General features: G+C 64.1%; 27 protein-coding genes. 9 read left to right on the forward strand and 18 right to left on the reverse strand.

Annotated features, from left to right (window positions below):
- The first annotated feature begins 48 nt into the window (after positions 1 to 48).
- Positions 49 to 663, forward strand: a complete 615-nt coding sequence (locus UNPF46_RS06335; protein WP_174718834.1) for a TetR/AcrR family transcriptional regulator — start codon at positions 49 to 51, stop codon at positions 661 to 663.
- On the opposite strand, the gene UNPF46_RS06340 is transcribed toward UNPF46_RS06335, so the two are convergent.
- The 14 genes from UNPF46_RS06340 to urtA form a co-directional block, all read right to left on the reverse strand.
- A complete protein-coding gene (locus tag UNPF46_RS06340; protein WP_100176112.1) occupies positions 664 to 2,322 on the reverse strand; it encodes a CHASE domain-containing protein in 1,659 nt (552 codons plus the stop codon).
- 295 nt (positions 2,323 to 2,617) lie between these two features.
- The gene (gene ureG / locus UNPF46_RS06345) at positions 2,618 to 3,241 is read right to left on the reverse strand and encodes an urease accessory protein UreG (RefSeq protein WP_100176111.1); all 624 of its coding nucleotides are present in this window, start codon (positions 3,239 to 3,241) and stop codon (positions 2,618 to 2,620) included.
- A 41-nt stretch (positions 3,242 to 3,282) separates the two neighbouring features.
- Entirely contained in the window at positions 3,283 to 4,011 is a 729-nt protein-coding gene (locus UNPF46_RS06350; RefSeq protein WP_100176110.1) for an urease accessory protein UreF, read from the reverse strand.
- Positions 3,992 to 4,636: an urease accessory protein UreE gene (locus UNPF46_RS06355; protein ID WP_100176109.1), complete on the reverse strand. Its 645-nt coding sequence runs from the start codon at positions 4,634 to 4,636 to the stop codon at positions 3,992 to 3,994. The genes UNPF46_RS06350 and UNPF46_RS06355 overlap by 20 nt, the downstream gene beginning before the upstream one ends.
- A gap of 12 nt (positions 4,637 to 4,648) precedes the next feature.
- Complete coding sequence (locus UNPF46_RS06360) at positions 4,649 to 4,948, reverse strand: putative quinol monooxygenase (RefSeq protein ID WP_035998129.1); 300 nt, start codon at positions 4,946 to 4,948, stop codon at positions 4,649 to 4,651.
- Positions 4,949 to 5,078: 130 nt separating this feature from the next.
- Entirely contained in the window at positions 5,079 to 6,794 is a 1,716-nt protein-coding gene (ureC, locus tag UNPF46_RS06365; protein ID WP_100176108.1) for an urease subunit alpha, read from the reverse strand.
- Positions 6,795 to 6,843: 49 nt separating this feature from the next.
- Positions 6,844 to 7,149 (reverse strand): urease subunit beta, encoded by a 306-nt coding sequence (locus tag UNPF46_RS06370; protein WP_100176107.1) that lies wholly within the window; start codon positions 7,147 to 7,149, stop codon positions 6,844 to 6,846.
- Between the two features lie 112 nt (positions 7,150 to 7,261).
- A complete protein-coding gene (locus tag UNPF46_RS06375) occupies positions 7,262 to 7,564 on the reverse strand; it encodes an urease subunit gamma (RefSeq protein ID WP_007605424.1) in 303 nt (100 codons plus the stop codon).
- 37 nt (positions 7,565 to 7,601) lie between these two features.
- Positions 7,602 to 8,432: an urease accessory protein UreD gene (locus tag UNPF46_RS06380; protein ID WP_142249457.1), complete on the reverse strand. Its 831-nt coding sequence runs from the start codon at positions 8,430 to 8,432 to the stop codon at positions 7,602 to 7,604.
- A 31-nt stretch (positions 8,433 to 8,463) separates the two neighbouring features.
- The gene (gene urtE, locus UNPF46_RS06385; protein ID WP_094892819.1) at positions 8,464 to 9,159 is read right to left on the reverse strand and encodes an urea ABC transporter ATP-binding subunit UrtE; all 696 of its coding nucleotides are present in this window, start codon (positions 9,157 to 9,159) and stop codon (positions 8,464 to 8,466) included.
- Positions 9,160 to 9,162: 3 nt separating this feature from the next.
- Positions 9,163 to 9,924 carry an urea ABC transporter ATP-binding protein UrtD gene (gene urtD, locus UNPF46_RS06390; RefSeq protein ID WP_097659970.1) on the reverse strand — a complete coding sequence of 254 codons (762 nt, stop codon included), beginning with the start codon at positions 9,922 to 9,924 and terminating at the stop codon, positions 9,163 to 9,165.
- Positions 9,925 to 9,930: 6 nt separating this feature from the next.
- On the reverse strand, positions 9,931 to 11,097 hold the full coding sequence (gene urtC, locus UNPF46_RS06395) for an urea ABC transporter permease subunit UrtC (RefSeq protein ID WP_142249458.1): 1,167 nt from the start codon (positions 11,095 to 11,097) through the stop codon (positions 9,931 to 9,933).
- On the reverse strand, positions 11,094 to 12,701 hold the full coding sequence (gene urtB / locus UNPF46_RS06400) for an urea ABC transporter permease subunit UrtB (protein WP_142249459.1): 1,608 nt from the start codon (positions 12,699 to 12,701) through the stop codon (positions 11,094 to 11,096). Before urtB ends, urtC begins: the two co-directional genes overlap by 4 nt.
- Positions 12,702 to 12,785: 84 nt before the next feature.
- A complete protein-coding gene (gene urtA / locus UNPF46_RS06405; RefSeq protein ID WP_142249460.1) occupies positions 12,786 to 14,108 on the reverse strand; it encodes an urea ABC transporter substrate-binding protein in 1,323 nt (440 codons plus the stop codon).
- Between the two features lie 480 nt (positions 14,109 to 14,588).
- Between urtA and UNPF46_RS06410 the strand changes: the two genes are divergently transcribed.
- From UNPF46_RS06410 to UNPF46_RS06420, 3 genes are all read left to right on the forward strand, one after another.
- Positions 14,589 to 16,184 carry a DEAD/DEAH box helicase gene (locus UNPF46_RS06410; RefSeq protein ID WP_142249461.1) on the forward strand — a complete coding sequence of 532 codons (1,596 nt, stop codon included), beginning with the start codon at positions 14,589 to 14,591 and terminating at the stop codon, positions 16,182 to 16,184.
- Between the two features lie 24 nt (positions 16,185 to 16,208).
- Positions 16,209 to 16,496, forward strand: a complete 288-nt coding sequence (gene infA / locus UNPF46_RS06415) for a translation initiation factor IF-1 (protein ID WP_024340539.1) — start codon at positions 16,209 to 16,211, stop codon at positions 16,494 to 16,496.
- 263 nt (positions 16,497 to 16,759) lie between these two features.
- Positions 16,760 to 16,972, forward strand: coding sequence for a cold-shock protein (locus UNPF46_RS06420; protein ID WP_097659975.1), 213 nt, complete (start codon positions 16,760 to 16,762; stop codon positions 16,970 to 16,972).
- A gap of 94 nt (positions 16,973 to 17,066) precedes the next feature.
- Here UNPF46_RS06420 and UNPF46_RS06425 read toward each other — a convergent pair whose 3' ends face one another.
- From UNPF46_RS06425 to UNPF46_RS06440, 4 genes are all read right to left on the reverse strand, one after another.
- On the reverse strand, positions 17,067 to 17,699 hold the full coding sequence (locus tag UNPF46_RS06425; RefSeq protein ID WP_142249469.1) for a TadE/TadG family type IV pilus assembly protein: 633 nt from the start codon (positions 17,697 to 17,699) through the stop codon (positions 17,067 to 17,069).
- 5 nt (positions 17,700 to 17,704) lie between these two features.
- Positions 17,705 to 18,280: a TadE/TadG family type IV pilus assembly protein gene (locus UNPF46_RS06430; protein WP_100176101.1), complete on the reverse strand. Its 576-nt coding sequence runs from the start codon at positions 18,278 to 18,280 to the stop codon at positions 17,705 to 17,707.
- Between the two features lie 202 nt (positions 18,281 to 18,482).
- Positions 18,483 to 18,980: a pilus assembly protein N-terminal domain-containing protein gene (locus UNPF46_RS06435; RefSeq protein ID WP_100176100.1), complete on the reverse strand. Its 498-nt coding sequence runs from the start codon at positions 18,978 to 18,980 to the stop codon at positions 18,483 to 18,485.
- A 157-nt stretch (positions 18,981 to 19,137) separates the two neighbouring features.
- Positions 19,138 to 19,965, reverse strand: coding sequence for a sterol desaturase family protein (locus tag UNPF46_RS06440; RefSeq protein WP_100176099.1), 828 nt, complete (start codon positions 19,963 to 19,965; stop codon positions 19,138 to 19,140).
- Positions 19,966 to 20,233: 268 nt separating this feature from the next.
- Between UNPF46_RS06440 and UNPF46_RS06445 the strand changes: the two genes are divergently transcribed.
- The 5 genes from UNPF46_RS06445 (at position 20,234) to UNPF46_RS06460 (ending at position 23,675) form a co-directional block, all read left to right on the forward strand.
- Positions 20,234 to 20,398, forward strand: coding sequence for a Flp family type IVb pilin (locus UNPF46_RS06445; RefSeq protein WP_097660093.1), 165 nt, complete (start codon positions 20,234 to 20,236; stop codon positions 20,396 to 20,398).
- A 77-nt stretch (positions 20,399 to 20,475) separates the two neighbouring features.
- Positions 20,476 to 20,613 carry a hypothetical protein gene (locus UNPF46_RS37320; RefSeq protein ID WP_174718668.1) on the forward strand — a complete coding sequence of 46 codons (138 nt, stop codon included), beginning with the start codon at positions 20,476 to 20,478 and terminating at the stop codon, positions 20,611 to 20,613.
- Positions 20,614 to 20,737: 124 nt separating this feature from the next.
- Positions 20,738 to 21,262, forward strand: a complete 525-nt coding sequence (locus UNPF46_RS06450; RefSeq protein WP_142249462.1) for an A24 family peptidase — start codon at positions 20,738 to 20,740, stop codon at positions 21,260 to 21,262.
- Positions 21,263 to 21,387: 125 nt separating this feature from the next.
- Entirely contained in the window at positions 21,388 to 22,188 is an 801-nt protein-coding gene (gene cpaB, locus UNPF46_RS06455; protein WP_174718833.1) for a Flp pilus assembly protein CpaB, read from the forward strand.
- Between the two features lie 11 nt (positions 22,189 to 22,199).
- Positions 22,200 to 23,675, forward strand: coding sequence for a type II and III secretion system protein family protein (locus UNPF46_RS06460; protein WP_174719291.1), 1,476 nt, complete (start codon positions 22,200 to 22,202; stop codon positions 23,673 to 23,675).
- The last annotated feature ends 9 nt before the right edge of the window (positions 23,676 to 23,684 follow it).

A 23,684-nucleotide genomic window follows, 5' to 3' on the forward strand; every position in this document is an offset into this window, starting at 1 on the left:
CGGCTGCGCTATCCCGGAGCAGGAGCGGGTTGCGCGAGGAGACCGGGCGTGGTGACGGCCAATGGCGGGGGTGACGGGGCCGACAATGCCCCCCGGCGCGGCCGGCCCCGATCGATCGAGACCAGCAACGCCATTCTCGAAAGCGCCTACGCGCTGATGGCGTCCACCGGCCTTGCCGCCACCACCATCGACGCGGTCGCTCGCCACAGCGGCGTCTCCAAGATGACGATCTACAAATGGTGGCCGTCGCGCGAGGCGCTCTTGATCGACGCCTTTCTTCAGCATGCGGCGCAGATGCTGCCGCTGCCGCCGGAAAGCTCCGGCAGCCCCGCGGCACGCGCCCGCCGCCACGCCACGGCCTATGCCGAGGCATTGCAGGGCGAGTTCGGCAAGGTCCAGCTCGCCGTCATCTCCGAATGCATCTCCAAGACGGGCTCCGCCGAACTGTTCTATGCCCGCTATCTGCAGTTCCGTCGCGACGCGCTTGTGAGAATGATTGCGGCAGGCCAGAACGACGGCAGCATCCTGGCCGAAGGGCCGGCTGAGGATCTCTACGACGCGATCTATGGCGGCCTGTTCTATCGCTACGTCTTCGGCATCGCGCCGATCACGCCTGGCTACGCCCGCAACCTGGTCGACCTGGTGTTGCGGCCGAAGGGATAGCTATCGCGCAGGCCGCACCGGAGCCGAGATCTTATCCGTGCGATCGCGTTCGGTCATGTCGACCACAGTCTCCATCGGTGCCGTGAGCTCATAGACGTAGGAGACGTCGGTGAAATAGCGCTTGGCGGTGCCCCCTAACGCCTCAGGCGCGACACGGTCGAGCAGAATCAGGCCGAAATCGGAATCGGGGCGGCGCGTCGCCTCGCTGGTGTTGAACTCCTCCCAGCGAAACTGAAAGACCTCGTCGGGCTCCCGGCCCGTCACCGTCCAGCTGGCGGTGATGTGCGGATGCTTTCCGACCAGCGACAGTCCCTCATCGGAATGCGAGGCGAGCTCGAAAAACAGCAGCGAGAGGCTCTGCGCGGCGCGTGCACTGACCGCGATATCGGGCCCGGTGACGGCGATGCGGTCGGCATGCGGGATGGCCCGCGCCTCGAACAGGCCTTTCAACTTGACGCCCTGCCACTGGCTCTCGCTGAGCAGCGAGACCACGTTGGACATCGCGTGGATGCGCCCGATCAGGAGCTCGCGGGCGACGTCGATGTCCGAGCCGTGGCGCAAGGTGCGCGTCACGATCGACTGGATCACCGCAAGGATGTTCTTGACCCGGTGGTTGAGCTCGTCGATCACGGCGGTCAAGCGGCGCTCGAAGCCGATTCGGACCTGGATTTCCCGGCTGAGCCGCAGATTGTTGTACGCGACATAGCCGAACAGGCCGCACACCATCGCCGTGATCGCAAGGCCGATCGCCGCAACGATGATCGCGGTCTGTTCCGCACGGCGCACCGAGTTGGTCTTGGCGTAGTAGCCGAGCTGCCAATCTCGCGCACCGAAGCTCACCGTGCGCGTCGCCGATGGCGCCGGCCCGTCCGCCGCCACGCTGCGCGTCGAGACCACGCCCTGGTCGTTGGCGATCAGCTCGCCGCCTTCCTTGCGTGGATCCCTGAGCGCGACCGAGAACAGCGACATGTCGTCATTGGTCAACATCAGCGAAGCGAGCTCGTAGGAAAACGTGACGAACCCGGCCGGCTCGGTTGCCCCCTCGGGAATGACGGGCGCAGCCACGATGACGCCGATGGGCCCGTTCCCGCGCAACAGCGGAATCGGGTCCGAGGCAACCGATCTCTTCTCGACTCGGGCGCGCGTCAGCATGGCGCTGCGAACCGGGTCCTGGTCGTAACTTCGTCCCGGCAGAGCCTTGGTCTCGTCGCTGCGCGGCTCGAGATCCAACAGCACGTCGATCGGCTCGGTGATCTCCACCGGATTGATCGGCTTGTCGTCAAAGCTGCGGATCTTCGGGTTCGGGAAGCCGGCGCCCCCGATGGCAGCCTGCGCCGCGGTCAGCTCGTTCGGCTTCAGCCGGGCGATCCAGCCGGCCACCACGAAATCCGTCTTGAACGCGTAGATGGCCGAGCGCAGCGGCTCCAGCATGTTCGGCTTGATCACGGATGGCGCGCGGAACAGGCCTGAGGCGACACGGGCGAGCAGTTCGCGTTCGGTGAGCCGATCCTGGACCAGGCTGGCGTGAACGTCGATCGCACGCGCGAGCGCGATCCGGTCCAGTGCCAGCTCCTGGTCGTGGACGCGATAGGCCGCAAGCCCGGAGAGCAAGGCCCCGAGCAGAGCGATGAAACCGATGATGAAACCCAGCCGGACCACGCGACTACTCAGGCGAAGGCAGGAGGTCGGCAATAAACAGGGAGCATATGAACGCCGCTCGAACGGCCATGTGCCGAAACAAGGTGGACCCCAGTGGCAGAGATAATGGAGGAGGAGGCATCAGTACGCAACTTGGGTCGCCTGAAAAGCTTAATCCGACCGGCCGATGGTCTGGCCGGGATGATTTGCCCGGGCACCGGAGGTAATCAATCGCCGTGTCCGAAATTTGTTCCGTCGTCGCGGCCCGGACCCCAAGGTTAACGGCGAAAAACGCATGCGCCAGTTCGTCGCGTCGTCAACCCGCCCGTTTCAAGCCGCCCTTGGCCTCGATGAAGCCGACGATGCGCTCGAGCCCCTCGCTCTTCTTCAGGTTGGTCATGACGAAAGGACGCTCGCCGCGCATGCGCCGGGCGTCCGTGTCCATCTTCTCCAGGGAGGCGCCGACATGGGGCGCGAGGTCAATCTTGTTGATGACCAGAAGATCGGACCGGGTGATGCCGGGACCGCCCTTGGACGGGATCTTGTCGCCGGCGGCCACGTCGATCACATAGATGGTGAGGTCGGCCAGCTCCGGGGAAAAAGTGGCAGCGAGATTGTCGCCGCCGGACTCGATCAGCACGAGATCGAGCCCAGGAAATTTGGCGCGCATGTCCGCGACCGCGGCGAGGTTCATCGAGGCATCCTCGCGGATGGCGGTGTGCGGACAGCCGCCGGTCTCGACGCCGGCAATGCGGTCCGGCGTCAGCGAGCCCGACCGCACCAGGAATTCCGCATCCCATTTGGTGTAGATGTCGTTGGTGATCGCGGCGATATCATAGCGTTCGCGCATGGTCTTGCAGAGCAGGTCCATCAGCGCGGTCTTGCCCGATCCGACCGGGCCGCCGACGCCGACACGCAAGGGGCCGTGGGATTTCGACATGTAATTCGCTCTCTCTCGATGGGTGAAAGGCTGCTTCGCTCTCACGAGCGGAACAGCCGCGTATATTGCGTCTCGTGCCGTAGACTGGCGAGATCGGCGCGGAAGGTCGCACTGCCGAGATCGTCCAATGTCGCATGCAGCGCACGGTCGGCGGTGGCGGCCACAGCGGCCTCCAGCCTCACAAGCACGCGCTGGCTGTCGGTCTGACCCAGCGGAATGAGGCGGCTGGCTGCGGAAATCCAGTTGGAGACCAGCGCATGCAGGAAGGCGTGCAGCGTCGGCGCCAGCGGCACGCCGTGCATGGCCGCGACCACACCGACCGCGACCGGATAGACCAGTGGCGCGCGGCATGCCGAAACCATGGCGTCCAGTCCGTCGGCGTCCCACGCGGCGCGGGCGATGTCGATGAAGGCGCGGCCCTGCGAGGTCGTCTCCAGCTGCCGCTCACGCGACGGCACGAACGCGGCGGCGAGCTCGGCGACATCGCTCAATGCTGTCTCCTCGGCCACCTCCGCGGCGCGATAGGCGTGGACCAGGAACGTCGCATCGCAGAAGCCGGAGCCGTCACTGAGCATGGCGTCGAGCCAGTCGGCCAGCGTTGCCGTATCGACGATGTCGCCCGCCTCGACCGCCCATTCGATGCCGCTGGAATAGGAGAAGCCGCCGACCGGGAATGCCGGCGACAGCCAGGTCATCAGCCGGTACAGCGCCGCCGCCTCGCCCTTGTCGAGGTCACCGGCGCCGACCGGCTCATTTGTGGTCATGAGCATGCTTGTGGCCGTGGTGATGGTCGGGATGGTCGCAATGCTCGTCGTGGTGATGATCGTGCCCATGGCCGTGCGAGGCATGGTCATGGTGGTGATGATCGTGGCCGTGGTGATCATGATCATGGTGATCGTGACCATGATCATGATGATGCCCGTGATCGTGCTGGACATGGTCGTCGTGACCTTGTCCATGGCCGGCATCGGCATAGGCACCGCCTTCGGGATCGAACGGCGCCTCGATCTCGATCACGCGCGCGCCGAGGCCCTTCACCATGGCCTCGATGACGTGGTCGCGGCGAATGCGCAGGGCCTTGGCCATGATCTGCGTCGGCAGATGGCGGTTGCCGAGATGCCAGCCGACGCGGACGAGGTGGTGCGGATCACGGCCGCGGATTTCCAGCAGCGGCTCGGGCGCCGCGACCACCTCGACCAGCCGGCCGTCCTCCAGCACCAGCGCATCGCCGCCGCGCAGCGCGACGGCATTCTCCAGGTCGAGCAGGAATTCGAGACCCCGCGTGCCCGTCATCGCCATGCGGCGGCGGTGCCGATCGTCGAAATCGAGCACGACCGTATCCACCGGCGCTTCCGTGAAACGGTGTTGTCCCCTGACCTGCGTCGCCCGGATCATGCTTCTACCTCGTTACCGTGTCTCGACCTTCTCGGGCGTGATGTATTCGATCTTCGGCGGCGCCGTGAAACACTTCACCGCGACCCGGCCGAAGGTCTTCATGTGCTCGGCGGCGCGATGTGGCCCCAGCGCCTCCATGTTCTCCCACTGCTCGACGAACACCATCTTGGCGGGATCGGTGACGCTCTCATGCAGGTCATAGGCGATATTGCCGGGCTCCTTCCGCGTCTCCTTGATGCAGGCGGTGGCGGCTGCAATGAATTCGGCGCGCGTCTCGGGCTTGATGGTCAGGGTGGCAACGACGTAGATCACGAGAAATCCTCCCGGCTTTTCTTCTGAGGGGGTCAATACCGGGCGGGACATTAGACCAGCCGGCATCGAACGCAAAACCGCAAAAAGCCGTTCCCGGATACCCGCCGGGGACATGCGTTGAGGCGCTATTTCAGTACATGAAATATCGCTGCGCCATGGGCAGCACCTCGGCGGGGGCGCAGGTCAGCAGCTCACCATCGGCGCGCACCTCGTAGGTCTCCGGATCGACCTCGATATTGGGCGTGGCGTCGTTGTGGATCATGCTCTTCTTGGAGATCTTGCTACGGGTGTTCTGGACCGCATAGAGCTTCTTCTCGATGCCGAGCTTTCGCGCCAGGCCGCCGGTGATCGCCGCCTTGGAGGTGAACACCACGGACGATGCCGTGCGCGCCTTGCCGAAGGCACCGAACATCGGCTGGTAGTGCACCGGCTGCGGCGTCGGGATCGAGGCATTGGGATCGCCCATGGGCGCCGCGACGATGGTGCCGCCCTTGACGATGCAGTCCGGCTTGACGCCGAAGAAGGCCGGCGACCACAGCACGAGATCGGCGAGCTTGCCCTTCTCGACCGAGCCGATCAGCTTCGACACGCCGTGCGCGATCGCGGGGTTGATCGTGTATTTGGCGATGTAGCGCTTCACGCGGAAATTGTCGTTGTCCTTGCCCTTGTCCTGCGGCAGCGAGCCGCGCTGCTTCTTCATCTTGTCCGCGGTCTGCCAGGTCCGGATGATGACCTCGCCGAGGCGACCCATCGCCTGAGAATCTGACGACATCATCGAGAGCGCGCCGAGATCGTGCAGGATGTCTTCGGCCGCGATGGTCTCCTTGCGGATGCGGCTCTCGGCGAACGCCAAATCTTCCGCGATCGAGGGATCGAGGTGATGGCACACCATCAGCATGTCCAGATGCTCGTCGATGGTGTTGCGCGTGAAGGGCCGCGTCGGATTGGTCGAGGACGGCAGCACGTTCTTCAGGCCGGCGACCTTGATGATGTCAGGCGCGTGACCGCCGCCGGCGCCTTCGGTGTGGAAGGCGTGGATGGTGCGGCCCTTGAACGCTTTGATCGTATCCTCGACGAAGCCGGATTCGTTCAGCGTGTCGGTGTGGATCATCACCTGGATGTCGTGAGCGTCGGCGACCGACAGACAGTTGTCAATCGCCGCCGGCGTCGTGCCCCAGTCCTCGTGCAGCTTCAGCGCGCAGGCGCCGGCCTTGATCATCTCGACCAGGGCTGCGGGCCGCGAGGCGTTACCCTTGCCGGAAATACCGAGATTGACCGGGAAGGCGTCGAACGACTGGATCATCCGCCCCATGTGCCACGGCCCCGGCGTGCAGGTGGTGGCGAAGGTGCCGTGCGAGGGACCGGTGCCGCCGCCGAGCATCGAGGTGACACCTGACATCAGCGCGTGCTCGATCTGCTGCGGGCAGATGAAATGGATGTGGCTGTCGAAGCCGCCCGCGGTGAGGATCTTGCCTTCGCCAGCGATCACGTCGGTGCCGGGGCCGATGATGATGGTGACACCTGGCTGGATGTCGGGATTGCCGGCCTTGCCGATCGCGGAGATCATGCCGTCCTTGATGGCGACGTCGGCCTTGACGATGCCCCAATGGTCGACGATCAGCGCATTGGTGATGACCGTGTCGGCCGCGCCCTGCTTGTTGGTGACCTGCGACTGCCCCATGCCGTCGCGGATCACCTTGCCGCCGCCGAACTTCACCTCCTCACCATAGGTGGTGAAATCCTTCTCGACCTCAATGATGAGGTCCGTGTCGGCCAGCCGCACCCTGTCGCCGGTGGTCGGGCCGAACATGTCGGCATAGACGGAACGCTTTATTTTGACGGACATCACAAGCCCCGTTTGCGATTGAATTTCTGGGCGAACGCGCGCTGGAAGCTCACAACTTCCCCATCACGTCGCCACGAAAACCGTAGATCGTCCTCTTCCCCGCCATGGCGACAAGCTGCACGTCGCGGGTCTGGCCGGGTTCGAAGCGGACGGCGGTGCCGGCGGCGATGTCGAGGCGCATGCCGCGGGATTTCTTGCGGTCGAATTTCAGCGCGGGGTTGGTCTCGAAGAAATGATAGTGCGAGCCGACCTGGATCGGGCGGTCGCCGGTGTTGGCCACCGTCAGCGTCACGGTCTTGCGGCCGGCATTGAGCTCGATCTCGCCGTCCTGGATGAAGAGTTCGCCGGGGATCATGTTTGACTTCCTATGTCATTCCGGGGCTCGCGGAGCGAGAACCCGGAATCTCGATCAACAACCTCTGGATTCCGGGTTCGCCCTTTGGGCGCCCCGGAATGACGAATTCAAACTACCTGATCGGCTCGTGCACGGTGACGAGCTTGGTGCCGTCCGGAAAGGTCGCCTCGACCTGGATGTCGTGGATCATCTCGGGGATACCAGGCATCACCTGATCGCGGGTCAGGACCTGCGCGCCGGATTGCATCAGCTCGGCAACGGTTCGGCCGTCGCGCGCGCCTTCAAGGATGAAATCGGAGATGATCGCGATCGCCTCGGGATGGTTGAGCTTGACGCCGCGGTCCAGCCTGCGGCGGGCCACGATCGCCGCCATCGAGATCAGAAGCTTGTCCTTTTCGCGGGGAGACAGGTTCATGAAGCATCTCTTCCGTTCAACAAGTCAATTCAGCCAGTCAGTTCAACCAGAGTCGCGGCAGCGCGGCACCGGTACGCGCCAGCACGGCCATCATGTCGGCGCGCAAGCGCGCCGCATCTTGGGCACAGAACCGCGCCATTGCAAATCCATTCCAGGCGGAGATTCCCACCTCGCCGGAGAACGAGTCCGCGGCTTCGCGGATGCGCTCGACGAGGGCCTCGTCGCCGGGAACGATCAGCGCCGTGCCGATCGCCGCGCCGCCCTTCGCCACCGCCGATCGCCCAAGTCTTGCGCCGATATTGCCGTCGAGCCTGACGGTCTCGGCGAACACCAGCCTGCCACCCCGCCGCAGTCGCCAGCGGTCGACGAATTCCCCCTGCTCCATCCGCTCGCCCATGGCGGTGCGGCCGAACACCACGATCTCGCACAGCAGAAGCGAGGCGGTCTCGTCGAGCTCGATGTCGAAGCGGCGATGGACCCGGGCGCGATCGAACAGGATCGTCTCCTGCGGCAGCCAGCCGAGATGCGCGCCCGCGGCGATTTTCAAGGAAATATTGAGCTGCGCTGCCGCTCCCGGCGCGCGATAGACCTTTTCGGCCGCCGCCGTCGTCAAGGTCAGGCGCGAGCGCTCGCCCCCTGCGATGTCGATCTCGAAACTGTCCCCTCCCGCGACGCCGCCGGCCGTGTTGACGAACACGCCGGACAACCCCTCGCCTTCCGGCGAGGGAAAGCGCACGCGCAACGAGCCGGATTCATGCAAGACGCCGCGCCGCGTCACGCCGTCACGCGCATGGACGTCGAAGCGCACCGCGCCGCGGGCACGGTTCGCCTCGAAAACCCCTGACGTGACCGAAACGTCGCTGCGCATCCGCCTCCCCCAGCCGGTCGCGGCAGAATGCTTACAGCGCCATCTGGCGGCTGATCTCGCTCGCGTCCAAATTGGCGCGATCGCAGGTGAACTTCACCGCGCCGCGATCCATCACGGCAAAACTGTCGCCGAGTTCGCAGGCAAAGTCGAGATATTGTTCGACCAGCACGATGGCGATGTTGCCGAGGTTGCGCAAATAGGAGATGGCGCGGCCGATGTCCTTGATGATCGAGGGCTGGATGCCCTCGGTCGGCTCGTCGAGCAAGAGAAGCTTCGGCCGCATCACCAGCGCGCGGCCGATCGCGAGCTGCTGCTGCTGGCCGCCGGAGAGATCGCCGCCGCGCCGGCCGAGCATGGATTGCAGCACCGGAAACAGCGAGAACACGTCGTCCGGAATGTTCTTGTCCTGGCGCTTGAGCGGACCGAAGCCGGTCTTGAGGTTCTCCTCGACCGTCAGCAGCGGAAAGATCTCGCGGCCCTGCGGCACGAAGCCGATGCCTTTGCGCGCCCGCTCATAAGGCTTCAGGCCGGTGATATCGCTGCCATCGAACACGATCGCGCCCGACGAAATTGGATATTGCCCGACCATGGCGCGCAGGAGCGAGGTCTTGCCGACGCCGTTGCGTCCAAGCACGCAGGTGACCTTGCCCGGCTCGGCCGCAATCGAGACGCCGCGCAGCGCCTGCGCCGCGCCGTAGAACAGGTTGATGTCCTTGACCTCAAGCATGGCTCAGCGTCCCAGATAGACTTCGATGACCCGCTCGTTTGACGAGACCTGGTCGATGGTCCCTTCCGCGAGCACGGTGCCTTCATGCAGGCAGGTGACCTTGACGCCGAGCTCGCGCACGAACGTCATGTCGTGCTCGACGACCATGACGGTGTGGGTCTTGTTGATCTCTTTCAGCAGCTCGGCGGTGAGATGCGTCTCGACGTCGGTCATCCCCGCGACGGGCTCGTCGACCAGCAGCAGCTTCGGATCCTGCGCCAACAGCATGCCGATCTCGAGCCACTGCTTCTGGCCGTGGCTGAGGCTGCCGGCGAGGCGGTTGCGGGCCTCCGTGAGTCGGATCGTCTCCAGCACCTTGTCGATGCGCTCGGACTCCGCCTTGCTGCCGCGCCAGAACAGCGTGCCACGGACCGAGTGATCGACGTTGAGCGCCAGCAGCAGATTGTCCTGCACGGTCTGGCTCTCGAACACGGTCGGCTTCTGGAATTTGCGGCCGATGCCGAGCTCGGCAATGCGGGTCTCGTCCAGCCGCGTCAAATCGGTGACGCCGTCGAACAGCACGGTGCCCTCGTCCGGCTTGGTCTTGCCGGTGATGATGTCCATCATCGTGGTCTTGCCGGCACCGTTCGGACCGATGATGGCGCGCATCTCGCCGGGCTCGAGCGTCAGTGACAGATTGTTGATGGCGTGGAAGCCGTCGAACGAGACGTGCACGCCGTCGAGATAGAGCATCGCGGAGGTGGCGCGGTTGTCCATGACGTTCATGTGTGCCTACTCCGCCATCTTCGGTTGGGTGACACCGTCTTCGGCGGCGGCGCTCGCCGAGGCCGCATTGCGCTTTTCCTTCGAGGAGTCCCACCAGGCATTGAAGGTGCCGACGATGCCCTTCGGCAGCAACAGCGTCACCAGGATGAACAGCGCACCCAGCATGAACAACCAGTACGGCGCCAGCACGCCCGAGGTGAAGAAGGTCTTGGCGTAGTTGACCACGACGGCGCCGAGCGCAGCGCCGACCAGCGTGCCGCGACCGCCGACCGCGACCCAGATCACCGCTTCGATCGAATTGCCCGGCGCGAATTCGCTTGGATTGATGATGCCGACCTGCGGCACGTAGAGCGCGCCGGCAACGCCGGCCATGCAGGCCGACACCGTGAACACGAACAGCTTGTAGGATTCGACGCGGTAGCCGAGGAAGCGCGTACGCGATTCCGCATCGCGTACCGCGATCAGCACCTTGCCGAGCTTGGACGAGACGATCGCGCGGCAGATCAGGAAACCGAGGATCAGCGCCAGGCAACTCAGCGCAAACAGGGCAGCGCGGGTCCCCTCGGCCTGCACGTTGAAGCCGAGGATATCCTTGAAGTCGGTCAGGCCGTTGTTGCCGCCGAAGCCGAAATCGTTGCGGAAGAAGGCGAGCAGCAGCGCATAGGTCATCGCCTGCGTGATGATCGAGAGGTACACGCCGGTGACGCGGGAGCGGAAGGCGAGCCAGCCGAAACAGAAGGCGAGCAGGCCCGGCACGACCAGCACCATCAGCGCGGCGAACCAGAACATGTCGAAGCCGTACCAGTACCAGGGCAGCTTCGAGTAATTCAGAAACACCATGAAGTCGGGCAGGATCGGGTTGCCATAGACGCCGCGGGTGCCGATCTGCCGCATCAGATACATGCCCATGGCGTAGCCGCCGAGCGCGAAGAAGGCGCCGTGGCCGAGCGAGAGGATGCCGCAATAGCCCCAGATCAGGTCGATTGCGAGCGCCAGGATGGCGTAGCAGACATATTTGCCCCAGAGCGCGACCAGATAGGTCGGCACCTGCAGGAACGAGCCCGCGGGCAGCAGCAGGTTGGAGAGCGGGATGAGGATGCCGAAGGCCGCGACGACGGCAAGGAAGATCGTCGCGCTGCGGTCCAGCGATCGTGTCAGCATGTGAGGGGTCATGCTTCCACCGCACGGCCCTTGAGCGCGAACAATCCGCGCGGGCGTTTTTGAATGAACAGGATGATGAGAACGAGGATCGCGATCTTGCCGAGCACGGCGCCCGCAACCGGCTCCAGGAACTTGTTGGCGATGCCGAGGGTGAAGGCGCCGACCAGCGTGCCCCAGAGGTTACCGACCCCGCCGAACACCACGACCATGAAGCTGTCGATGATGTAGCTCTGGCCGAGATTGGGGCTGACATTGTCGATCTGCGACAGCGCCACGCCGGCGATGCCGGCGATGCCCGAGCCGAGGCCAAAGGTCAGCGCGTCGACGCGCGAGGTGGCGATGCCCATCGAGGCCGCCATGCGGCGGTTCTGCGTCACCGCGCGCATCTCGAGACCGAGCGCGGTGTAGCGCAGCATCGCGAGCAGGATCGCGAACACGGCGAGCGTGAAGACAAGGATCCAGAGCCGGTTATAAGTGATGGTGATCTGGCCGAGCTCGAACGCGCCGCTCATCCAGGAGGGATTGCCGACCTCGCGATTGGTCGGGCCGAACATGGTGCGCACCGCCTGCTGCAGCACCAGCGACAGGCCCCAGGTCGCCAGCAGCGTCTCCAGCGGACGGCCGTAGAGGAAGCGGATGATGCTGCGCTCGATCAGGACGCCGATGGCGCCGGCGACGAGGAAGGCGAGCGGCACGGCGATCAGCAGCGAATAGTCGAACAGGCCGGGATAGCGGGTGCGGATCACCTCCTGCACCACGAAGGTGGTGTAGGCCCCCAACATCACCATCTCGCCATGCGCCATGTTGATGACGCCCATCACGCCGAAGGTGATGGCGAGCCCGATCGCGGCGAGCAGCAGCACCGAGCCGAGCGAGAGGCCGTACCAGGCATTCTGCACGCCGGACCAGACCGCGAGCGAGGACTGGATCGAGCTGATGGCACTGGCCGCCGCCTTGGTCACCGAGGCCGGCTGATCGCCCATGCCCGTGAGCAGCGCCAGCGCTTCCTGGTCGCCGCGCGCCTTGAGGGTGGCGACTGCCTCGAGCTTCTCGACTTCGGTGGCATCAGACTTGAACAGCAGGATGGCCGCACGCGCATCGCCCAGCGCGGCCTTGACGGATTTGTTGGTTTCCTTGGCGAGCGCGCCATCGACCGCCTCGAGCGCGGTCTCCTCGTGCGACTTGAAGACGGATTGCGCGGCCTGGAGGCGCGTCCCGATATCCGGAGACTGCAGCGTCAGGCTGCCGATCGCGGCATCGACGCTGCGGCGCAGACGGTTGTTGAGGCGGACCGCGCTCGCACTATCGGGGACGCTGGCAACCGGCTCGCCGGTCGCGGCATCGATCGACTTGCCGTCGGTACCGGTAACGTAAACCTTCTTGCTGTCAGGATCGGCCATGAGGCGGCCGTCCTGAAGCGCGCTGATGATGGGAAAAGCCAGCTTGTTGCCGCTGCTCGCGACCACGCCGATCGCCTCTTCCGTGTCGGAGAAATCGTCATTGGCGAACTTGGCGACCCCGTCCTCGAACGGACCGGCAAAGGCCGGCAGCGCGAACGCGATCAGCAGTAACGAGAGCGCAAATGCGCAGAGACGCGCGGACAAATGGGCTGGCACTGTGAAAGACCCCGGCAGAAATGGGTGGAGAAGGCGGCGGGATCGCCGCCTTCTCCGATCTCGCAATGGAGCGTCAGATCCGGATCAGGAGCCCGAACCGAGGCACTTGTTGGTCTTGGTGTTGAAGTTGCCGCACTTCTTGCCGACCCAGTCGCCGATCAGGTCCTTGGAACCGTCGAGCTCCTTCGACCAGGCGTCGCCCGGAACGAGGCTCGGAGTCTTCCAGACCACATCGAACTGGCCGTTGCCCTTGATCTCGCCGATGAACACCGGCTTGGTGATGTGGTGGTTCGGCAGCATCTTCGACACGCCGCCAGTCAAGTTCGGCGCCTCGATGCCGGGAAGCGCGTCGATCACCTTGTCCGCATCGGTCGACTTCACCTTCTCGACGGCCTTCACCCACATGTTGAAGCCGATCACGTGCGCTTCCATGGGGTCGTTGGTCACGCGCTTCGGGTTCTTGGTGTAGGCCTGCCAGTCCTTGATGAACTTCTCGTTCGCCGGGTTCTTGATCGACTCGAAGTAGTTCCAGGCGGCGAGATGGCCGACCAGCGGCTTGGTGTCGATGCCGGCGAGCTCTTCTTCGCCGACCGAGAACGCCACCACCGGGATGTCCTTCGCCTTGATGCCCTGGTTGCCGAGCTCCTTGTAGAAGGGAACGTTGGCGTCGCCGTTGATGGTCGAGACCACCGCGGTCTTCTTGCCGGCCGAGCCGAACTTCTTGATGTCGGCCACGATCGTCTGCCAGTCGGAGTGACCGAACGGCGTGTAGTTGATCATGATGTCTTCCTGGGCGACACCCTTCGACTTCAGATAGGCTTCCAGGATCTTGTTGGTGGTGCGCGGATAGACGTAGTCGGTGCCGGCGAGCACCCAGCGCTTCACCTTCTCTTCCTTCATCAGATAGTCGACGGCGGGGATCGCCTGCTGGTTCGGCGCAGCACCCGTGTAGAACACGTTGCGCTCGCTCTCCTCACCCTCGTACTGCACGGGATAGAACAGGATGCTGTTCAGCTCCTTGAACACCGGCAGCACCGATTTGCGCGACACAGAGGTCCAGCAGCCGAACACGACCGAGACCTTGTCCTTGGTGATCAGCTCACGCGCCTTTTCGGCGAACAGCGGCCAGTTCGAGGCGGGATCGACGACGACGGCTTCGAGCTTCTTGCCGTTCACGCCGCCTTTCTTGTTCTGCTCGTCGATCAGGAAGAGGATGGTGTCCTTCAGCGTGGTTTCGCTGATGGCCATGGTGCCGGAGAGGGAGTGCAGCACGCCGACCTTGATGGTGTCATCGGCGGCCTTCGCGCCGGTCAATGAAGCCAGACCGAGCATCAATCCGGCGGTCGCGGCGAGCACGCCGCGGCGGCTAAATGACGCCGCTATATCGTGAGTAGATTTGCTAAGCATGAGTTTCTCATCTCCCTGACGCAGACGTTAAAACGCTGCGAAACGGCCCCACGGCCGCCTGCGATTAACGGATTCGCAAGAACTGTGCCATGGACTGAGCACCCATCAACTCTTTGATTTTGTTGGAAGAATCACCCGAAAACAAAGTTTCGAAATAGACGTGCAGCCTAAATCCAAGGCAATTCAAATGTATGCCAAAGCGGCAGGCGATCTATTTTTTGAGCAAATTGCCTATTCTGGCTAAATTTCCGGCATAACTATTTCTGCACTGCAATCGCCGTTTAGGGCCGTGCTGCCTTGAAAGCGCCCCCTCAATGTTCCATATGAACAGCCGAGACCTCTTGCGAATCAAGGGGTCGTTGCGAGCCGCGTGTTCTTAAGCCCTCTACGGGCGTCTGGCTTGCCCCATATCTCCCAAGCCATCCGACACCCCAAACACGCAGGTGTCTCCTCGACACCCTTTTGCGCGCGCCGCGCTAGATGCGCCGGGCGTTCGCTTTCGACATGGAAAGAACCCCTCTTTTGACTTCGTTTCAGGACTTCGGCCTCGCCGAACCCATCGCGCGCGCTCTTCAGGAAGAGAATTACGTCACCCCCACCCCGATCCAGGCCCAGACCATTCCGCTGGCATTGACCGGCCGCGACGTCGTCGGCATCGCCCAGACCGGAACCGGCAAGACCGCGTCCTTCGCGCTGCCGATCCTGCACCGCCTGCTCGAGAACCGCATCAAGCCGCAGCCCAAGACGGCCCGCGTCCTGGTGCTGTCGCCGACCCGCGAGCTGTCGGGGCAGATCCTCGACAGCTTCAACGCCTATGGCCGCCACATCCGCCTGTCCTCGACCTTGGCCATCGGCGGCGTGCCGATGGGCCGCCAGGTCCGCGCCCTGATGCAGGGCGTCGATGTGCTGGTCGCCACCCCGGGCCGCCTGCTCGACCTCGTGCAGAGCAACGGGCTGAAGCTTGGCAGCGTCGAATTCCTCGTGCTCGACGAGGCCGACCGCATGCTCGACATGGGCTTCATCAACGACATCCGCAAAATCGTCGCCAAGCTGCCGATCAAGCGGCAGACGCTGTTCTTCTCGGCCACCATGCCGAAGGATATCGCCGAGCTCGCCGACGCCATGCTACGTGACCCCGCCCGCGTCGCGGTGACCCCGGTCTCCTCGACCGTGGAGCGCATCCAGCAGCGCATCATCCAGGTCGATTTCTCCGCGAAGCCGGCTTTCCTCGCCAAGCTGTTGAAACAGGAGCAGGTCAACCGCGCCCTGGTCTTCACCCGCACCAAGCACGGCGCCGACAAGGTGGTGAAAACCCTTGAGAAGGCCGGCATCCCTGCCTCCGCCATCCACGGCAACAAGTCGCAGAACCATCGCGAGCGCACCCTCGCCCAGTTCCGCTCGGGCGAGATCCGCACCCTGGTCGCCACCGACATCGCCGCCCGCGGCATCGACGTCGACGGCATCAGCCATGTCATCAATTTCGACCTGCCCAACGTGCCGGAAACCTACGTCCACCGCATCGGCCGCACCGCGCGCGCCGGCGCCGAGGGCACCGCGATCTCGCTGGTCGCAGGCGGCGAAGAACTCAGCTACCTCCGCGACATCGAGCGGCTGATCAAGGTGACGCTGCCGCGCGAAGACCTCCGCACCGATGCCGGCCGCCGCGACGCCGGTCCGCCCCCGCAGCAGCAACGACAGGGACGACCGGGCGGCCGCCCGGGCCAGCGCCCGCAGGGCGCCCGGCACGGCGACGGGCGGCGCGACGACAGGCAGGACGGACGTCACCATAGCGCCGGCAGGCAGGGCGACAGCCGGCATGTTGACGGCAGGCCCGTCGAAGGACGCCAATTCGAGGGCAGATCTGTTGATGGCAGGCCCGGTGAAGGCCACAAGGCCTCCAAGGGGTCTCGCCGCCGCCGCGGTAACGGTGGTAAGGTGAACTCCTCACCAGCCGATCGGTCGGAACAGCGTCCCGCGCATAGCGCCGGCAAGCCTGATGGAATACAAGGCGTTGCCTTTTTGCGTCGCGAGAGTCGCCCCAACGGCCGACCGAACCGCAATCCTCATTCGAACTAGCAGTCCACGACTGGAGACACCCACATGGCTAAGGAAGAGCTGATCCAGTTCGAAGGACTGGTCACCGAAATCCTCCCCGACGCCCGCTACCGCGTGCAGCTCGATGCCGGACACGAGATCGTTGCCTATACCGCCGGCAAGATGAAGAAGAACCGCATCAAGACGCTGGCGGGCGACCGCGTGACGGTGGAGATGTCGCCCTACGACCTCGAGAAGGGCCGCCTGATTTTCCGCCACAAGGACGAACGTCCGAGCACCGCGGGCGGCCCCCCTCGTCCCGGACAGCGTGGCGGCCAGTTCCGCCGCCGCTGATCGATTGCCGGCGCGGAAGAAGCGGAATTCCAACCTGTATGATGATCCGCCGTGGACGCCACGGTGGATCAAAAAATCGTGTGCGCCCGGATTGTTTTGAGGCCCCAATTCCGATAAAATGAAATTATCGATTTTCGGCCGGACGACATTAGCATCCACCGGTACAGCCGGTTCAGACACGCTGACGACCCTTCCAAAATTCGATCCAACCGGCCCGCGCGAGCGGGCTCTGACATTGTGTTATCTGAGAAGGGACTACCCCCGTGAGCATGGGAACCGTGAAGTGGTTTAACGCGACCAAAGGCTTCGGCTTCATTCAGCCCGACGATGGCGGCCAGGACGTGTTCGTCCACATCAGCGCCGTGGAACGTGCTGGCCTCGGCACGCTGCGTGAAGGTCAGAAGATCTCCTACGAGGTCGTGGCCGACCGCCGCTCCGGCAAGTCGGCAGCGGACAACCTCCGCGCCGCAGGCTGAACCCGTCGGGCCCCTGGCCCGATCGGCTCGCGAGAAAGCAGGAAGGCCGTGCGCAACGCACGGCCTTTTTCATTTCAGGTCCTGCGCAAGGATGTCAGCACGAGGACGGCACGCCGTTGTAGGGAACGCAGGTGACCTGACGCGGCCGCGTGTAGGACAGATCGCTCAGCGGGATGCTCGACTTCAACACGTAGCCCACGGTCGGCTTGTAAGTGTAGCTCGCCTCGCTGAGGATCAGGTAGGTCGACGGAACGAGCAGGGTCGAGGGTATCTGGCTGGTCACCTTGTCGCCGGCCTTGCGAGCCGAAGTTGCCAGCGTCGCTTGCGTTGCGCCGTTCGCGATGGTGCCGGCCTTGCTCCACTGCACCGTGGCAATGCTGTTGGCATCGATATAGATCTGGGAGATCGAGCTCTTCACGAGAGAAGCGTCGTAAGGCATGATGATCGAGATGCTTGCCGTGAACGAGTTCTGCATGTCGGAATCGGCAAGCGTCGTCGACTGCGATGTCAGATCGGACAGCGTTCGCGCAATCAGCGTGACCTTGCGATCGATCGCAATGGCCGACGAGAATTCGACCGTGCCGAAGAACATCACCAGCATCAGCGGGACGATGACCGCGAATTCGGTCGCCGCGAGCGCGCGCTTGTCGGCGAGGAAGTCGCGCACGGCGTCGCGGGCATTCCTCGAGAAATTCGCAATCGCCTGCATTGGTCCGCCCAGATCCATCTGCATCAGAAGGGTTCGTTCTTGAAGGCCGCGGTCGCCACCAGCAGCCGCTTGCTGCTGCAACCGATGTTGTAGCCGAGGCCGGTGACGAAGAGCGGCCATTGATAGAACATCCGCACTACGACGACCTGGCTGGCGCTGCCGGGATTGTATTGCACGCCGCTCGGGTTGAAGCTGCAGGAATCGCCGTAATCGGGAAGGCTCAGCGTCGTGAAGGAGGTGGTGCTCACCACGTCGACGTAAAGCTTGCTGCAATCGAACAGCGCCGGGATCTGGGTGCAGACATAGGCCTTGAACGTCGTCTGATCGCACGCCGAGACCACGTTGGGCTTCGTCTGGCAGGCCGCCACCGAGCCTCCTTGCGCCTGCGCCTGGCCGGTCAGAATGGCGCGCGCGGAAGTCTGCGTGACGGTTTCGAGCACCTGGCCGGCGAAGAACACCATTGCCGTCTCGATGATGGCGAACAGCAGCCCGAAGAAGATCGGAGCGACCAGCGCGAACTCGACCGCCGCGGAGCCGCGGCGGCTGCCACGAAACCGGCATAGCGCTTTGCGGAGCGTGAACCTGGTAGGTGGAGGCATCGCGTCAAATTCCTGAAGCAGCGGCGATTATCTGCGATCATTAGCTAAAACTGATTGTTTAAGTGTTGCAGGCGATTCACGCTCCTCCAACCGCACCGTTAAGGATGCGTTAACCGCACACGCCGGCGGGAGAAGACGACGCGCAGAGAGACGTCGCCCTGACGCGGAAACGCTAGGGCGTGTTCAGGCGCAGTCGGTCCGGTCAGTTGGTCTTGGCGCCCGCACCGGCGTTGCCGCTGGCATTGTTGCTCAGCGAACCGGCCTGGCTCATCGTGTTGTTGAAGTAGGCGTCGCTGTCGCCGAGCGTCACCCGACGCTGGCAAAGCGGCATGCAGCTGTAGGACTCGCGCTCGACCCCGCGATAGACCGTGACGAGCCGGTCGCTTGGACCTTCGACCTGGATCTGGCGGTCGACCAGGATCTCGCCGGCCCGGTCCAGCGCGATGAAATTGGTGGCCCCGTAGCCCTTGCCGGTCACGACGATCATGCCGCCGGGCTGGAGCGTGACGTCGGCGATCAGGGGATTGCCGACCACGATGGTCGCCACCTTGCCGGGCAGTCGCACCAGCTTGGCCTGGTCGACGCTGACGGCAATGGTATCGGCTGTGGGTTCGGCCAGACCGGCCGCCGGCGATGCCAACACGGCGGCGGCAACCAGAAGACAGACGCGCGCCTGACGGCGCAGCAACTCTTTACGCATACTCTTACCCCCGGGACGTCACAAACCGGCAGAAGCGAACAGATGACAGCGGAGCCGGTGCCCGACCCGGCTAACCTGCCTTTAATTCATGAACGTTCCGCAAATTCGCCGGCGATTGTTTGAACGGACTGGATATTTGCGCCCCCGAATTTCCGCCCTATTGGCGGAACGGATAGGCCAGCTGGCCGCCGAACTCCCTCGGCATGGTCGCTTCGTCCTTGCCGTAATCCTGCGGCAGTTGCCCTTCCGGCATGCGGAAGGTGCCGAACAGCACGTCCCAGATCGGGAACGTTCCGGCAAAATTGGTATCGCCGCCCTCCTGGAGCGAGGTGTGGTGCCACCGGTGGAACACCGGCGTCGCCAGCAGGTATTTGAATGGTCCGAAGGTCCAGTTCAGGTTGGCGTGCACGAAGGCCGAATGGAAGGTGGTGAAAGGGCCGACCCAGATCATGACGTTCGGGGAGATACCGGCCATCAGCAGCACGACGTCGACGCTGATCGTGCCGAGCACGAGATTGACGGGATGGAAGCGGGCCGCCGAAATCCAGCCGATCTCCACCGACGAATGATGGACGGCGTGATACTTCCAGAAGCCACCGCCGTGAAACAGCCGGTGCACCCAATAGAGCATGAAATCAGACAGCACCAGGAACAGCGCGCCCTGCACCCACAGCGGCAGCTCCGACAGCGGACCGTGGCCGTTGTCGTAGAAGGCGATGAGCCCGTCGGCGTCATGGATGTTGAAGACGACGCCGGCGCCGACGATCAGAAGTCCGATCCGCATCGTTCGGGCGAAGACCGGAACGAAGAACCAATAGCAGATGTCTGTGATGATCTCGCGCTTGCGCCACCACGGCGCGCCGGGATTGCAGGCCCAGAAATGCTCGAGCACCGTGAAGACTGCCGCGAGCACGAAGGTGACGGGGATCACCTTGATGATGGTCTCGCCAATCATCAGGGCGACTAGCATGGGCAGGCTCGACATCGTCGCCTCTCTCCGCGGATTCCGTGCCCTTAGGCGTACTCCGCGAAATTTAAGGGAGGATGAAGCGACCGCCGCGCCGGCGGTGCATCCGGAACCGGAACGATTTGCAGGCGCCGTCTTAAGGCGAAATTCACTCTGCGCCAAAGCATCGCGCCAGAGCCGGGTTTGCTCGATCGAATTAACCGCGCCGAAAGAGCTCGGCTATCATGGTCATCGGGTCAAAGACGGCGCCGAACGAGGCGATCCCACCCCAGATGGAGTTTTGTTCATGAAGAACTTGATTGCGCGTTTCGCGAAGGATGAATCCGGCGCCACCGCCATCGAATACGGTCTGATCGCCGCCGGCATCGCGCTGGCCATCATCACCGTCGTCAACAATCTCGGCACCACGCTGAACACCAAGTTCACCTCGATCAGCTCTTCGCTGAAGTAAGCAGGTCACCGGACGACGGCAAAAGCCCCGGACCTCCGGGGCCTTTGCTTTTCTGAAGACGGCGAGTTCCAGTGGCGTTGCGCAAGTACAGTACCGATGCCGCGGTCGCGGCGAACGAGGCAGGGGCGCAGGCCGCATCGCCGGTCTACTGGGTCTGCCTTGCCTTGCTGCTTGCAACGGTCGCGCTCGCTGCACGCATTGCCAGCCTCTGGTGAACACGCGTTCCGCCGGCTTCGGTCCCGCACGTCCCTTCGGGCCGTTGTCGGTTTGTTTAGCACTGCGGGCTAGCATCCGGCGACGCCAGTTCCCGCGGCAAAACCAGGCCTCAAGACGCAGCCCATGATCCTCGACCTTGCGCGCCTTCTGCTCTTCCCGGCCCTGATGGCGTTCGCCGCCGCGAGCGATCTCTTCACCATGACGATCTCGAATCGGGTGTCGCTGGCGCTGGTCACAGGCTTCTTCGCGCTTGCCCTTGCCGGTGGCATGGCACCTTACGAGGTGCTTGCCCACGTCGGTGCCGGGGCGCTTCTGCTGGTCGTGGCCTTCGCCTGCTTCGCGATGGGCTGGGTCGGCGGCGGCGATGCCAAGGTTGCCGCCTCCGTCGCGCTCTGGTTCGGCTTCACGCAACTGATGAACTTCCTGCTCTACGCTTCGCTGTTCGGCGGCGCGCTGACGCTGCTCCTGCTCCAGTTCCGGCAATGGCCGCTGCCCTACGGGCTGGCGGGTCAGGCCTGGCTCGCACGGCTGCACGCCAAGGAGAGCGGCATCCCCTATGGCATCGCGCTCGCGCTGAGCGCGCTGATGGTCTACCCGGAGACCGAATGGGTGAAGGCGATCGACCTCGCTCATCTCGCACTGCGCTGAACGCACGGGTAACCCTGCGTTAAGGCGATTTAGATACGCCTCATTAACCATGCTTTGACGAATAGCTGGTCAACTGCCGATTACGGCGGCGGCAGCGTCGCGGCGTCTTGTGGAAAGTGAAGCGTATGAATAGGGCACGCATTGTCGTCCTGACGGTCGCCATCTGCGCCGGCGGCGTCGCCGCGTACCTGGCGAGCGGCTCGGACAATTCTGCGCCGCCCCCAGTGGCTCCGGTCGCGCAGCTTCCCACCGTCGACGTTCTCGTGGCCAAGAACGACATCGGCCTCGGCCAGACCGTGAAGCCGGAAGACGTGCAATGGCAGACCTGGCCGGCTGCGACCGCCAGCGCCACCTTCATCCGCCGCAACGAGCGTCCCGAGGGCGCGACCCAGGTCACCGGTTCGATCGCGCGATCTCCCTTCATTCAGGGTGAGCCGATCCGCGACCAGAAGCTGGTCAAGCCCGAAGGCTCAGGCTTCATGGCGGCGATCCTGCCTACCGGCATGCGGGCGATCTCGACCGAGATCTCGCCGGAGACCGGTGCGGGCGGCTTCATCCTGCCCAACGATCGCGTCGACGTCCTGCTCACGCGCCGGCTGAAGAATCCGGACCAGGCCAACGGCGCTCCCGACATCGTCACCTCCGAGATCATCCTGTCCAATATCCGAGTCCTGGCCATCGACCAGGCGCCGAAGGAGAAGGACGGCCAGAACGCGGTGGTCGGCAAGACCGTCACCCTCGAGCTCAATCCCGCGCAGACCGCGACGCTTTCCGCGGCCCGCCAGAGCGGCACGCTGTCGCTGGCACTGCGCAGCATCGTGGACATCAAGATGAGCGAAATCACGCTCGACGATTCCGCACAGAAGCGGGACGGCATTTCGATCATTCGCTACGGCATTCCAAGTCAGACGGCGAAAGCACGATGAAGACAGTCGATATGAAAAACAGGGTGAATTTGGCGACGTTGCGAACCTCCATGGTTCGCGCCCTGTCGTTTTCTGCCGCTCTCGCGCTGGCGCTCAACCCGGTGCTGACCCCCGTGGTCGCCGCCGATTACCGTCCCGTGGCGCCGGCCGCGGCGGACGGCCAGATGAACGCGCGCTTCCTCTCGCTCGGCGTCGGCAAGTCCATCGTGATCGACCTGCCGCGCGACATCAAGGACGTGCTCGTCGCCGATCCCAAGATCGCCAATGCCGTGGTCCGCTCGGCCCAGCGCGCCTACATCATCGGCGCCACGGTCGGCCAGACCAACATCGTGTTCTTCGATTCCGCCGGTCAGCAGATTGCCGCCTATGACATCGCGGTCAAGCGCGACCTCAACGGCGTGCGGGCCGCGCTGAAGCAGGTCCTGCCCAATTCGGACATCCAGATCGACGGACTGGGAGAAGGCGTCGTCCTGACCGGCACGGCGGCGAATCCGCTCGAGGCACAGCAGGCCAACGATCTCGCGGCGCGCCTGGCCGGCGGCTCCGACAAGGTGCTGAATTCGATCGTCGTGCGTGGCCGCGATCAGGTCATGCTCAAGGTGACGGTGGCGGAAGTCCAGCGCAGCATCGTCAAGCAGCTCGGCATCGACCTCACCGCCAACCTCAATTACGGCACGTCGGTGGTGAGCTTCACCAATTCCAATCCGTTCACGGCGCTCGGCAAGAACCTCGTCGACGGCAACAACCTGACGACGAAGTTCGGCGGCGCGCCGACGGTGCAGGCCACCCTGCGCGCGATGGAAACCGCGGGGGTGATCCGCACTCTGGCCGAACCGAACCTGACCGCGATCTCCGGCGAATCGGCGACGTTCATTGCCGGCGGTGAATTCCCGGTCCCGGCAGGCTATGCGTGCGACCCCACCACGCATGTCTGTACCACCCAGATCAGCTTCAAGAAGTTCGGCATCTCGCTCAACTTCACCCCCGTGGTGCTGAGCGAGGGCAAGATCAGCCTGCGCGTGATGACCGAAGTCTCCGAGCTGTCGAACGAGAACGCAATCACGCTGTCGCAGGCCGTGACCTCGACGTCGGTGAACTCGCTGACGGTGCCCTCGATCAGAACCCGCCGCGCGGAGACCTCGCTGGAAATTCCCTCCGGCGGCGCGATGGCGATGGCCGGACTGATCCAGCAGCAGACCAAGCAGGCCGTCAGCGGACTGCCGGGACTGATGCAGCTTCCGATCCTCGGCACGCTGTTCCGCAGCCGCGACTTCGTCAACAACGCGACCGAGCTGGTCGTGATCGTGACGCCGTATGTCGTTCGCGCGGTGGCGCCGAAGGACCTGTCGCGGCCGGATGACGGCTTCGCCCCGCCACCGGATCCGCAGGCCCAGCTGATCGGCAACATCAACCGCCTCTACGGCGTGCCCGGCCGGACCGAACCGGCCAAGAACTACCGCGGCACCTACGGCTTCATCACCGATTGAGGCGGAACG

This window comes from Bradyrhizobium sp. UNPF46 (assembly GCF_006658625.1).
Classification (GTDB): domain Bacteria; phylum Pseudomonadota; class Alphaproteobacteria; order Rhizobiales; family Xanthobacteraceae; genus Bradyrhizobium; species Bradyrhizobium nitroreducens.